Source organism: Pontivivens insulae (genome assembly GCF_900302495.1).
Taxonomy (GTDB): Bacteria; Pseudomonadota; Alphaproteobacteria; order Rhodobacterales; family Rhodobacteraceae; genus Pontivivens; species Pontivivens insulae.
Map to the genome: position 1 here is coordinate 1,039,944 of NZ_OMKW01000001.1, position 12,674 is coordinate 1,052,617.

The following is a 12,674-nucleotide window of genomic DNA, read 5'->3' on the forward strand; positions in this document are numbered from 1 at the left end:
CTAGCAGCTTTCGCGGGACACCAACGACACGGGTAAGGTCACGAGCTTTGGTTGATCTTCGACGCTCGGTGATAGCCGGTCGGTCAGAAGGCGCGCTGCGGCGATGCCGATCTCGTAGCGATCTTGTCGGATTGTTGTGAGTGGCGGGATAAAATGTGCCGCAAGCTCGATATCATCGAACCCGATCACCGCAACATCCTTGGGAACGGAGAAGCCGCGCTTCGTCAGTTCCGAGATTAGGCCGAAAGCGATGATATCCGATGCGCAGAACAGTGCTGTTGGTCGCTCTTCCATGCCCAGCCATGCCCGTGCGGCCGCAACGCCTGCTTCGAGCGAGAAGTCACCGGGTATGATCCAGTAGTCTGGCGCAGTCAGCCCCAGGCGGCTCAGTTCAGCGATCACACCGTCGCGTCGCGCGTGGGTCAGCACGTTATCAGCCGGTCCCATGACGTGCCCGATCGCCCGGTGGCCGAGTTCATGGAAATGACGAACCGCCATTGCCGCCCCTTCGAAATTTTCGGTGCGCACGCAGGGGAATGCCTGATCCTCGGTCCATTCACAGGCATAGATGATCCGCTCGCCATGCGGAGAGTTGGAAAGGGTCTTGAGAGTTTCCTCACCAAGGGCCCCATCAAGATTGATCAGACCATCGACGCGACCGTCATCGAAGTAATCAATCAGACGCTCCCCATTGTTTTTCATCTGGCGCGTACCGGCGACAAGCATGGAAATCCCGCGCGTGGATAGGTGCTGGGCGATCCCCTCCAGGATGCCGGAGAAGAACGGATTGGCCAGATCAGGCAGCAGGACAAGGACCGAATCAGCACGTCTGGTGCGCAGGTTTCGGGCGGTTCGATTGACCCGATATCCGGTCTGTTGAACGGCATGTGCAACGCGCGCTCGCGTCGCCTCGGAGACCTTCATCGGGTGGGAAAGCGCGCGCGAGACAGTCGCTGTGGAGACGCCAGCAGCCCTCGCAACATCCTGAGCCGTCGCAACTTTTTCTGACATCAGTGCCTCCGTCGATCAACGTTAGTGTAATCGATTGCAAATTTTATTGACAAGCCACATCGGCATCAGAATGATCATGTAATCGATTGCACAAACATAAGGTGCAGCGAGGAACAAAAATTGGAACACCGTTTCCGGGAGGAATTTATGAACACTGTCTGGAAGTCCCTACTCACAGGGACAGCCTTGGTTGCAGCCGCGTCCACGCAGGCTGCGGAGTTGGAAGTCACGCATTGGTGGACGTCTGGTGGCGAAGCTGCGGCAGTTGCTGAGTTCGCTGACGCGTTCAATGGGCAGACGGAGCACACATGGGTCGACGGCGCTATCGCCGGATCCGGCGGAACTGCACGCCCGATCATCATCAGCCGTATCATCGGCGGTGACCCGATGGGGGCAACCCAGCTGAACCATGGCCGTCAGGCAGAAGAACTTATCGAAGCGGGTTTGTTGACCGATCTGACCGACGTTGCCGAAGCGCAGAACTGGCGTGAGGTCATCAATCCGCCATCGCTTCTGGACGCTTGCACCTATGAAGGCCGCATCTATTGCGCGCCGGTGAACATCCACTCCGCCCAATGGATCTGGCTGTCCCATGGTGCGTTCGACGCCGCAGGTCTTGAGGTTCCGTCGGATTGGAATGAATTTGTGGCCGCAGCACCCACACTGATGGAAAACGGCATTGTGCCGTTGGCAATGGGTCAGCAGGGTTGGCAGCAAAACCTTGCATTCGGCACGATCACAATCGCCGTGGCAGGCATTGATGCTTGGCGCGAGGTCTCAGTGAACCGCAATGCCGAGGTCGCGGCTGGTCCTGAGTATACCGCAGTTTTCGAAGCCGTCGCGGATGCACGCGAATTGGCGCGAGACAGCAACGTTCAGGATTGGAACCTTGCCACCAACATGGTCATCACCGGACAGGCTGGTGCCCAGATCATGGGCGACTGGGCGCAGGGTGAGTTCCAGATTGCCGGACAGGTTGCGGGCGAAGACTATACTTGCCTGCCCGGCCTTGGCCTGAACGAGATCATCGATACAGGGGGCGATGCCTTCTATTTCCCAGTTGTTGAGGATGCGGAAGTACAGGCAGCACAGCTGGAGCTGGCCGAGCTTCTCGTCTCTCCGGAAGTCCAGGTTTCGTTTAACCTTGCCAAAGGATCTCTCCCGGTCCGTGGCGATATTGACCTGAGCACTGCGAATGACTGCATGCAGAAGGGTCTTGAGATCCTTGCAGCAGGCAATGTTCTACCGTCGGGTGATATGAACCTGAGCGCCGATACGCAGACGCAGATCGAAGATCTGATGGCTGAGTTCTGGTCCTCGGATCTGCCCGCGGCAGAAGCGCAAGCGCGCTATGTCGATATCATCGCAAGCGCTGACTAAGCGTTTGGGCAAGGTACGTGTCCCGGCAGTGATGGCTGCCGGGACATACCGAAACGGGCGGAGACACGCCCGGCGGGGAGCATCACATGACCACCACATCGCAAGATGACGCCAGAGCTGCGCGCAGACCAATCAGGCTGTTTCGCAATCCAATGGCAAAAATCGCATCGATCCCGATGATATTAACGGCCCTCGTGGTCTTTGTCGGGGGGACAGCGTGGACCGTCGTCTACTCATTCACAGACTCGCGGCTGTTGCCCCGCCTCAACTTTGTGGGCCTTGATCAATACGAACGGTTGTGGTCGACGCGCCGTTGGCTGATCTCAATTGAGAACCTTGCGATATACGGCATATGCAGTCTGATCCTGACGCTGCTGATCGGCTTCACCCTCGCAGCAATGCTCGACCGGAAAATTCGGGGCGAGGCGGTGTTCCGTTCTATCTTCCTCTATCCCTTCGCATTGTCCTTCGTGGTGACGGGTCTTGCGTGGCAATGGATCCTCAACCCGGATTTCGGCTTGCAGGAAGTCGTGCGCCGCATGGGGTGGGAGGGCTTCACTTTCGACCCGCTCAACAATCCCGACATCGTAATGTTCGGCCTGCTCATCGCAGGACTGTGGCAGGGAACAGGCCTGATCATGTGCATCATGCTGGCGGGTCTTCGCGGAATTGATGAGGACATCTGGAAGGCAGCCAAAGTGGATGGGATCGGCACCGTAAAAACTTACGTCCGCATTATCATTCCGATGATGCGCCCTGTCTTCATCACGGCCCTCGTACTGATCGCTTCGGGCATCATCAAACTCTACGATCTGGTTGTCGCGCAAACCAATGGCGGGCCGGGCATCGCGTCAGAGGTTCCGGCAAAATACGTGATCAACTACATGTTCCGCGCGCAGAATCTTGGGCAGGGGTTTGCGGCATCCACGATGATGCTGGTGTCCGTCATCATCATACTGGTTCCTTGGGCTTACCTCGAATTCGGAGGCAAGAAACGTGACTGATCAATCCGTTATCGAGCCGTCCGGCTCTAAACCGAGCAAGCGTTTCTCTCGCGGGAACATCATTCTCTACGGCACGCTCATCGTCGTTTCGATGTACTACCTACTCCCGCTTTATGTGATGATCGTAACCTCGCTGAAGGGCATGCCGGAAATCCGCCTGGGCAATGTGTTCGCCCCCCCGATTGAGATCACATTCGAACCTTGGGTGCGGGCCTGGGCAGAGGCTTGCACAGGTATCAATTGCGATGGCCTTAGCCGCGGGTTTTGGAATTCCGTAAACATTCTGATCCCCTCTGTCGTGCTCTCCATCGCGATTGCCAGCGTGAACGGCTACGCCTTGGCGCACTGGAAATTCAAAGGGTCAGAGACGTTTTTTACCATCCTGATCATCGGGGCCTTCATCCCGTATCAGACGATGCTCTACCCCATCGTGATATTGCTCAGAGAGATCGGTTTGATGGGCGATCTGGCCGGTTTGGTTTTGGTTCACACCGTCTTTGGTATGCCAATTCTGACCCTTCTGTTCCGCAACTACTTCACATCGATCCCTGAGGAACTTTTCAAGGCCGCGCGTGTGGACGGAGCGGGCTTTTGGGGGATCTATTTCCGGATCATGCTGCCAATGGCGCTGCCCATATTCGTCGTTGCGATCATTCTGCAGGTGACGGGCATCTGGAACGATTTCCTTTTCGGAGTGATTTACACCAAGCCTGAGACCTATCCGATGACCGTGCAGCTCAACAACATCGTCAATTCGGTACAGGGTGTGAAGGAATACAACGTCAACATGGCCGCGACACTGCTCACCGGTCTGGTTCCGCTCATCATCTATTTCATCTCCGGTAAGCTGTTCGTGCGCGGCATCGCTGCCGGCGCGGTCAAAGGGTAATCCGATGTCCTCTGTCTCCATACGAAATCTCGACCTCAGCTTTGGCGCGGTCGATGTTCTCAAAAACCTGAATCTGGAAATTGCAGAAGGGGAGTTTCTGGTCCTGCTCGGGTCATCGGGCTGTGGTAAGTCAACGCTGCTGAACTGTATAGCCGGGTTGATCGACGTATCTGGCGGTCAGATTCACATCTCTGGCCGCAATGTGACGTGGGAAGAACCCTCGGATCGTGGCATTGGCATGGTCTTCCAATCCTACGCGCTCTATCCGCAGATGACGGTCGAGGGAAATCTCAGCTTTGGTCTGAAAAATCAGCGGATGCCAAAGGACCAAATCGCCCAACGCGTCGCCCGTGCGGCAGAGATTCTGCAAATCGAACCACTTCTAAAGCGGAAGCCCGGCGCTCTGTCTGGCGGTCAACGTCAGCGCGTTGCCATCGGCCGGGCGCTTGTTAGGGAAGCGGATGTCTTTCTGTTCGACGAACCGCTCTCGAACCTTGATGCAAAGCTGCGAACCGATCTGCGCGTTGAGCTGAAAGCCCTGCACAAACAGCTGAAAAACACCATGATTTACGTCACGCATGATCAGGTGGAGGCCATGACACTTGCCGATCGTATCGCGATCATGCGTGACGGAAAGATCCAGCAGCTCGACACGCCTTCCGTGATCTACGGAAAGCCACGCAACAAATACGTTGCTGATTTCATCGGTTCACCTTCGATGAACTTCTTTGAAGGCGATCTGAGCGCAGAGGCAGGTAGCTGCGTCTTCGAAGGTCCGGATTTCACACTTCCGCTGACATCCTATGAGTTTGAAACCCCTCAGATCGGTCGCCGGAAGGCGTGGCTCGGTCTGCGCCCGGAACACATCGTGACAGGTGAAGCGGCGGCAGCCGCCGACCTGTCGGCAGATACTATCGTTGATATTGTTGAGCCGATGGGCTCAGACACGTTGGTTTGGGTGAACTTTGGCGGCAAGCCAATCCGGGTGCGAACAGATGGGCAAAGCGATCTGGAGCCGGGCGACACATTGCGCATCGGACTTCAATCCGCCCGCGCTTCCATTTTCGATCATCAATCTGAAGACCGGCTATGAGCACCGGCCAATTCCAGGACAAATAGCATGACTGCATCATTGCAACTCTATTCCATGCGCAATGGCGAGGATTTCGCCACTCTGTTGCCAAAGCTACCCGCGCTGGGGATCACGAAAGTCGAAGCCTATGGTGCCGTCTTTGAAGCACCCGACGCGTTCGTTCGTGCAGTAAACGACTCGGGGTTGGAAATGCCAGGATGCCATATGGGCCTCGACTACATTCAGTCAGACCCCTCAGCAGCTGTTGCAGTGGCGCAGACCCTCGGTGCGAAGCAGGTTTTCGTGCCCTACCTCGACGCGGCACAGCGACCGACCGACGCGGCGGGCTATGCCGCATTTGCCAAGGAAGTCTTTGCGACCGGTGCCCCATTTCGGGACGCGGGTATTACTTTCGGTTGGCACAATCATGATTTCGAGCTTCGTGCGTTGGACGATGGCTCGATCCCGCTGGACGTTATGTTTGAAGCGGCACCAGAGCTTTCCTGGGAGGGGGATCTCGCGTGGGTCATCGTCGGGGGCGGTGATCCACTCACCTACATCAACAAATACAGCGCGCAGCTGGCGGCCATTCACGTGAAGGACATTGCGCCGAACGGCGAGAATTTGGACGAGGATGGTTGGGCTGACCTGGGGCAGGGAACTGTGGATTGGACTGCGCTGATCGCTGCGTGTCGCAGGCTGCCGCAGGAAATCGAATATGTCCTTGAGCACGACAATCCAAGCGATCCGATGCGATATGCGACGACATCGGCCGCCGCCTTTGCCAAGGTTTGGGAGAACACGAATGTCTGAGCTTATCGGTGTTGGCATCATCGGATGCGGGAACATCTCCACTGCATATTTGCGCCTGGCCAGCCTGTTTGCGGGCTACGAAGTGCGTGCGGTGGCGGATCTCAATATCGAAGCGGCGAAGGCGCAGGCTGAAGCCTTCGATGTTCGGGCGGAGACGGTCGACGATCTGCTCGGCGCTGCGGACATTGATCTGATTGTTAACCTGACGATCCCTGCCGCGCACGCGGCGGTCTCGAAAGCCGCGCTTGAAGCTGGCAAGCACGTATACTCGGAGAAACCGTTTGTTCTGAGCGTCGACGAGGGTGAGGAGCTCGCCAAACTTGCTGCAGCAAATGGTTTGCGAGTGGGTTCCGCCCCAGACACGTTCTTGGGCGCATCCCACCAACTTGCACGTCATTTGGTCGACAGTGGCCAGATGGGTCGGATCACCTCTGGAACCGCAATGGTCATGAGCCCCGGAATGGAAAGCTGGCATCCAAATCCGGACTTCTTTTTCCAACCGGGCGCAGGACCAGTCCTTGATATTGGCCCCTACTACATCTGCAATCTTGTTCAGCTGTTGGGGCCTGTTGCGTCCGTCACCGCATTTACGGGGGCCGCCAGTGACACAAGGACGATTGGAAATGGCCCCCGGCAGGGGGAGACGGTTCCAGTCGAGACGCCGACGACAATCCACGCGGTGCTGCGCTTTCACAGCGGCGCAATCATCACCTTGATCGGAAGCTGGGATGTTTGGAGTAATGAGCACAATAATATGGAGCTCTATGGTACGGACGGTACGATGTATGTGCCTGACCCCAATTTCTTCGGCGGGGATCTTCGGATCACAGCTAAGGCGGATGCCGTGGCTACCCCGGCATGGTCACATCCATTTGGCGTTGCGAATGATGGTGATCATGCAAATTACCGCGGCGCCGGATTGGCGGACATGGTCCAGGCCATTGCGCAGGGCCGCCCGCATAGATGCTCGCTGGAGTTTTCGCTGCATGTGGTTGACGTGATGACCTCAATCTTGCGTGCGGGTGAGACGGGTCAGGTGGAACAGATCAGCACAAGCTGTGACCGGCCGGACGCGCTGACCCCGGACGCAGCACAGGCCCTGATGGCTTGAAGACATAAGACTTGCGGAGGCTCGAATGCCGAATTCCATTAAGGGCCCAGCCCTATTTCTTGCCCAATTTCTTGATGACAAAGCGCCGTTTAACTCCCTGCCATCTATCGTGAAATGGGCAGCGGATCTGGGCTACAAGGGTGTACAGATCCCAACTTGGGATACTCGCCTGATGGACCTCTCACTTGCCGCGGAAAGTAAGGACTATTGCGACGAACTTGCCGGTTTGTGTGCTGAACATGGTGTCGAGATTACCGAGTTGTCGACACACCTGCAGGGCCAGTTGGTCGCGGTGAATCCGGTTTATGATGAAGCTTTCGATGCCTTCGCGCCCGAAGAGGTTCGCGGCAACCCAGCGATGCGACAAGCCTGGGCTGTGGACCAGGTGAAGATGGCGGCCAGGGCGTCGCGCAATCTGGGCCTCGACGGTTCGGTGAGTTTTACCGGCTCACTTGCCTTTCCGTTCCTCTACCCCTGGCCACAGCGTCCCGCCGGTCTGGTTGAAGAGACGTTTGCAGAACTTGCGCGCCGTTGGCGGCCGATACTTGATGTCTACGATGAAAACGGCGTGGATGTAGGCTACGAGATCCATCCAGGTGAAGACGTATTTGACGGTGCGACGTTCGAACTCTTCCTGCAGGCACTGGACGGCCACCCAAGGTGCCGCATCAACTATGATCCATCGCATTTTCTGTTGCAGCAGCTCGACTACCTCGCCTTCATCGATATTTATCATGAACGGATCAGCGCCTTTCACGTGAAGGATGCAGAGTTCAATCCAGACGGACGGCAAGGGGTGTATTCCGGGTATGCGAACTGGACCCAGCGCGCTGGGCGGTTCCGGTCGCTGGGCGACGGTCAGGTCGATTTCCGCGGCATATTCTCGCGCCTCGCGACCCATGGGTTCGATGGCTGGGCGGTTCTGGAATGGGAGTGTTGCTTGAAACATCCTGAGCAGGGCGCGGCAGAGGGCGCGCCTTTCATTGCGGATCATATTATCCGCATGACCGACAAGGCGTTTGACGATTTTGCCGGTGCCCAAACGGATACGGCGCAGTTGCATCGCATGCTGGGTATCTCATCATGAGACCGATCCGGCTGGGCATGGTTGGTGGCGGCGAAGGTGCCTTCATCGGTGGCGTCCATCGCATGGCGTCGCGTTTGGATGGGCGGTTCAGTCTTGTGGCCGGCGCGCTGTCCTCGGATGCAGACCGCGCGGCGCGCTCTGCGCTGGCTATCGGCATTTCTGCTGATCGGTCATACAGCAATTTCCACGAGATGGCGGCGGCTGAAGCCGCGCGCGCCGATGGGATCGAAGCTGTTTCGATCGTGACACCAAATCATCTGCATGGCGAAATTGCGACCGCCTTTCTGACTGCGGGGATTCATGTAATTTGCGACAAACCGCTGACGGCGACCTTGGCCCAAGCGGAAGCGCTTGCCAAAGTGGCGGAGGGCGCAGATGCGAAGTTCTTTCTGACCCACAATTACACCGGCTATCCGATGGTCCGTCAGGCACGGCAGATGGTCGAAGATGGGCTGCTTGGACGCCTTCGGATTATTCAGGCGGAGTACCTCCAGGATTGGTTGAGCGACACGCCGGATCCAGACAATAAGCAGGCGGCATGGCGAACGGACCCGATACAGGCTGGCGGCGGCGCGATAGGCGACATCGGGACACATGCTTATAATTTGGCCTGTTTCGTAACTGGAGAGCTGCCGACAGCGCTGTGTGCGACCCTGTCAACATTCGTGCCCGGCCGGCAGGTTGACGACGATGCGCGGGTTCAAATGCGTTATGCCAGTGGCGCGCAGGGCCACCTTTGGGCCAGTCAGGTGGCCACGGGAAATGAGAATGCGCTGACTTTGCGCCTTTATGGTGAGTTGGCAGGATTGTCGTGGTCACAAGAGGCGCCCAACAGCCTGACCTACACTCCGTTCGGGCAACCTTCGCAGATCATCACACGCGGCGGAGCGGGCGCGGGCATGGCGGCGGAGGCGGTGACCCGAATTCCCGCGGGTCATCCCGAGGGCTATCTGGATGCCTTTGCTACGCTTTATCGCGAGGCGGCAGATGCGATTGAGGGACATCCACCTTCAACGCTCATCGGTCTCGATCAAGGCATGGCAGGGGTGCGCTTCATCTCCACCTGTCAGGCGTCGAGCGCTGCTGGTGGAGCGTGGCGAGAGCTCTAAATGGCATGACTAGAGCACGCGCGACAGAAATGCCTTCGTGCGTGCTTCTCGGGGGGCCGTGAATAGCTTCGCTGGTGGCCCCTGTTCCAGAATGCGGCCAGCGTCCAGAAAACACACTTTGTCAGCTAGCTCGCGAGCGAACCCCATTTCATGGGTCGCGAGTACCATGGTCATGCCTTGCTGGCGTAGGTCGCGAAGGACATCAAGCACCTCGCCAACGAGTTCCGGATCAAGGGCGCTCGTGATTTCGTCGAACAACATGATCTCTGGCGCCATGGCGAGCGCGCGGATGATTGCCACGCGTTGCTGTTGTCCACCAGAGAGCTGATCGGGGTAATGATCCATACGGTCGCCCAGCCCGAACCGCTCAAACAACGCTGTGATCTTCGGCCGGAGTGCATCCCTGGTGTGGCCGTGGACACGACGCGGTGCCAGCATGACGTTCTCTGCGGCTGTCATATGCGGGAACAGGTTGTAGCTTTGGAACACGATCCCGATCTTTTGACGTACGGGTTGGGCGTCGAGACCCGGTTCCGAGATGTCCGAGCCATCCAGCCAGATTGAGCCGTCATCAATCGGCTCAAGCAGGTTCATGCAGCGCAGCAGCGTCGACTTGCCAGAGCCAGACGCACCGATGAGGCAGACCATTTCGCCATCGGCGACATCGAGATCGATCCCGTTGCAGACATCGACATCGCCAAATCGTTTGCGCACACCGCGCAGGGAAAGCTTCGCCATCATCGTCTGGCTCGGTTTTGCTTATTCATCAGATAATCTGCATAGCGTGTCGCGGGGATCGTGAGCGCAAGGAAAATCAGCGCAGCCCCGACATAAGGTGTGAAGTTGGCATAGAGTGATTTGTAGACACCCGCTTGACGAAAAATCTCGACCGGGCCGATGAACGACAACAGCGCCACGTCTTTTTGCAGAGCAATGAACAGGTTCATATTGGCGGGCACGACATTTCGGATGGCTTGGGGCAGCACGACATATCGCATCGTGTCCCGTTCACTCAGCCCCAAAGAGGCAGCGGCACTGCGTTGAGATTGATGGATCGAGTCGATGCCCGATCTTAAGACCTCAGCCACGTAGGCTGAATAGACCAGCACCAACGCCAGGGTTCCCCAGATGTAGGGGCTGTTCCATGGTCGCGGCAGCCCAAGGCCAGGAATGCCGAAACCAATGATGTAGATCACGAGAACGACCGGGAGACCGCGGAACACGTCCGTGTATGCGATCCCGAACAGTCGTAGGGGAAAGAGCGCAGGAGAGCGGGTATCGCGACACAGCGCTATCGCGAGCCCGACAATTGCGATGAGCGGTGCCGACCACGCAAAGATCGCGACGTTCAGGACAAATGCCTCAAGCAGCCCGGGAAATGTCGCTGCAAAAACACGCCCGTTGAAGAAGGCGCGCTGGACGCTTTCCCAACCGGGTGCAAGTGGTACGAGAACTACAATTGCGCCAAGGACAGCAAGGGTTGAGAGCAGTGCAACCCGGTTGGACCGTTTCCGTACGCCCGCTTCGTAGAGTTCGCGGCGCGTTGGCGCGGTCGCTGCATGGGCAACCGCGCTCGGCTTATGCGATGTTTCGCTCATTTATTCGATGACGGGTACGCCGGTTGCATCGGCCAGCCACTGCGCTTCGATTGCGGCCAGTTCGCCACTTTCATTCAGAGCCGCGATTGCGGCATCCACGCACTCCTTAAGCGGGTTCCCATCCTCCATCAAAAGGCCGAATTGATCGGGCGTCTCAGATTGCTCTGCGGGAAACTGGCCCAAGAGCGCGCCGCCTTCTACAACCACGGCTGAGAGGTAGAGCGCTGTTGGTAGATCATAGAGCGCGGCGTCGATCTGACCTGCCATGATTGCGGCGTTCACATCCGCGTTGTCGTTGTAGAGCAGCGGATCGCTATCGGGTTGGATCACGTCGCTCAGCAGCGGAAGGGCAGTGGTGGTTGCGACTGCGCCCCATTTGAGGTTGCGCAAACTCTCTAGCGAAGCCTCGGCGCCTGCATCGATCACAGCTTGTGTCGTGAGAACAGCCATCGCAGAGGTGTAATAAGGTGCGCTGAAATCCACCATCTCGTCCCGCTCGGGCGTGATGGAGTATTGCTGCATGTTGAAGTCAAAATTCTTCGCTCCGGGCTGGATCGCTTCATCAAAGCTGGTGCGGACCCAGGTCACGGCATCTGCTGCGAACCCCATCTCTGCGGCGATTGCATAAGCGACTGCGGCTTCAAAACCTTCACCACTTTCAGGATCATCATTCATGACCCAAGGATAATATGCCGGGTTTCCCGTAGCGATGGTCAGAACACCATCGGTCAGCGTGTTGCCAGTTGCACAGCTCGCGTGACCATCAGCCAATCCGGCAGTGGAAGTCAGAACAAAGGCCAGGCTTGCAGTCGCGATCGTTTTCATGGGGCAATCTCCACTGTTGAGAACTTTGAGGAGGTTCATATGTCCGCTGCTGAATGTCGAGTCCCGGTCTAAAGTTCACCTGAATTGGCGCGCGTAGATGCTTCAGCGATGGGCGTCGTTCGTTCGATCTTGAACGCCTGCCATATCTCGTTAGCTTCCATCCGATGATCGGAACCGTACATACCCGCACTGCGCTAAGGCGATTGGGCCTTCTGGGTCTTTTCGTGGCGGTGCTTTGGGGAATTCAGGTTCTGAACTGGTTATCAGGATACTACCTGAACTTGGCGTTCGGTCTGATCCCGCGGCATGTGTCGGGGCTCGATGGTGTTGTCGGGATGCCTTTGCTGCACGGAAACTTCGCCCATTTGACCGCGAACACGCCTCCCATTCTTATCATGGGCACGCTGCTGGCCGTAACCGCGACCCGCGCCTTGCGGGAGGTAAATGCTGTGATCGTCGGGCTGGGCGGCGCGCTTGTCTGGTTATTTGGAAGCTCTGCAATCCATGTCGGTGCATCGGGGCTTATATTTGGCTGGTTTGGCTTTCTGATCGTGCGCGGTTTCGTGGATCGGTCGGTGGTTACGCTTGTCTCGGCGCTGATTATTGGCCTGCTATATGGCTCCTTTGTATGGGGTGTACTGCCCGGGCAGGTTGGCATTTCCTGGGAAGCGCATCTGTTTGGCGCGATTGCGGGTGCCGTCGCGGCGATAGTCATCCGGGTCCATGTTCACGCCCCACGCTTACGTGACGTAGAGCGAGACTGATCAGCCGGCCG

Annotated in this window: 13 protein-coding genes; 9 read left to right on the top strand and 4 right to left on the bottom strand. The window is 57.4% G+C overall.

What is annotated here, in order from left to right; genetic code table 11:
* A complete protein-coding gene (locus POI8812_RS04905; protein WP_108781374.1) occupies window positions 1-1,011 on the bottom strand; it encodes a LacI family DNA-binding transcriptional regulator in 1,011 nt (336 codons plus the stop codon).
* A 147-nt stretch (window positions 1,012-1,158) separates the two neighbouring features.
* Here POI8812_RS04905 and POI8812_RS04910 point away from each other — a divergent pair, with 147 nt between their 5' ends.
* The 8 genes from POI8812_RS04910 (at window position 1,159) to POI8812_RS04945 (ending at window position 9,476) form a co-directional block, all read left to right on the top strand.
* Window positions 1,159-2,391, top strand: a complete 1,233-nt coding sequence (locus POI8812_RS04910) for an ABC transporter substrate-binding protein (RefSeq protein ID WP_108781375.1) — start codon at window positions 1,159-1,161, stop codon at window positions 2,389-2,391.
* 86 nt (window positions 2,392-2,477) lie between these two features.
* Window positions 2,478-3,395, top strand: coding sequence for a carbohydrate ABC transporter permease (locus POI8812_RS04915; RefSeq protein WP_108781376.1), 918 nt, complete (start codon window positions 2,478-2,480; stop codon window positions 3,393-3,395).
* Window positions 3,388-4,284 carry a carbohydrate ABC transporter permease gene (locus tag POI8812_RS04920; RefSeq protein WP_108781377.1) on the top strand — a complete coding sequence of 299 codons (897 nt, stop codon included), beginning with the start codon at window positions 3,388-3,390 and terminating at the stop codon, window positions 4,282-4,284. Before POI8812_RS04915 ends, POI8812_RS04920 begins: the two co-directional genes overlap by 8 nt.
* A 4-nt stretch (window positions 4,285-4,288) precedes the next feature.
* A complete protein-coding gene (locus tag POI8812_RS04925) occupies window positions 4,289-5,377 on the top strand; it encodes an ABC transporter ATP-binding protein (protein ID WP_108781378.1) in 1,089 nt (362 codons plus the stop codon).
* Between the two features lie 27 nt (window positions 5,378-5,404).
* The gene (locus POI8812_RS04930; RefSeq protein ID WP_108781379.1) at window positions 5,405-6,169 is read left to right on the top strand and encodes a sugar phosphate isomerase/epimerase family protein; all 765 of its coding nucleotides are present in this window, start codon (window positions 5,405-5,407) and stop codon (window positions 6,167-6,169) included.
* Window positions 6,162-7,280 (top strand): Gfo/Idh/MocA family protein, encoded by a 1,119-nt coding sequence (locus tag POI8812_RS04935; protein ID WP_108781380.1) that lies wholly within the window; start codon window positions 6,162-6,164, stop codon window positions 7,278-7,280. Before POI8812_RS04930 ends, POI8812_RS04935 begins: the two co-directional genes overlap by 8 nt.
* Before the next feature lie 25 nt (window positions 7,281-7,305).
* A complete protein-coding gene (locus POI8812_RS04940) occupies window positions 7,306-8,367 on the top strand; it encodes a sugar phosphate isomerase/epimerase family protein (RefSeq protein WP_108781381.1) in 1,062 nt (353 codons plus the stop codon).
* Complete coding sequence (locus POI8812_RS04945) at window positions 8,364-9,476, top strand: Gfo/Idh/MocA family protein (RefSeq protein WP_108781382.1); 1,113 nt, start codon at window positions 8,364-8,366, stop codon at window positions 9,474-9,476. Before POI8812_RS04940 ends, POI8812_RS04945 begins: the two co-directional genes overlap by 4 nt.
* Window positions 9,477-9,485: 9 nt before the next feature.
* On the opposite strand, the gene POI8812_RS04950 is transcribed toward POI8812_RS04945, so the two are convergent.
* The 3 genes from POI8812_RS04950 to POI8812_RS04960 are packed head-to-tail and all read right to left on the bottom strand — an operon-like array spanning window position 9,486 to window position 11,899.
* Complete coding sequence (locus POI8812_RS04950) at window positions 9,486-10,214, bottom strand: amino acid ABC transporter ATP-binding protein (RefSeq protein WP_108781528.1); 729 nt, start codon at window positions 10,212-10,214, stop codon at window positions 9,486-9,488.
* On the bottom strand, window positions 10,214-11,074 hold the full coding sequence (locus POI8812_RS04955) for an amino acid ABC transporter permease (protein ID WP_108781383.1): 861 nt from the start codon (window positions 11,072-11,074) through the stop codon (window positions 10,214-10,216). The genes POI8812_RS04950 and POI8812_RS04955 overlap by 1 nt, the downstream gene beginning before the upstream one ends.
* Window positions 11,075-11,899 carry an ABC transporter substrate-binding protein gene (locus POI8812_RS04960; protein ID WP_108781384.1) on the bottom strand — a complete coding sequence of 275 codons (825 nt, stop codon included), beginning with the start codon at window positions 11,897-11,899 and terminating at the stop codon, window positions 11,075-11,077.
* A 164-nt stretch (window positions 11,900-12,063) separates the two neighbouring features.
* Between POI8812_RS04960 and POI8812_RS04965 the strand changes: the two genes are divergently transcribed.
* A complete protein-coding gene (locus POI8812_RS04965; protein ID WP_108781385.1) occupies window positions 12,064-12,663 on the top strand; it encodes a rhomboid family intramembrane serine protease in 600 nt (199 codons plus the stop codon).
* The last annotated feature ends 11 nt before the right edge of the window (window positions 12,664-12,674 follow it).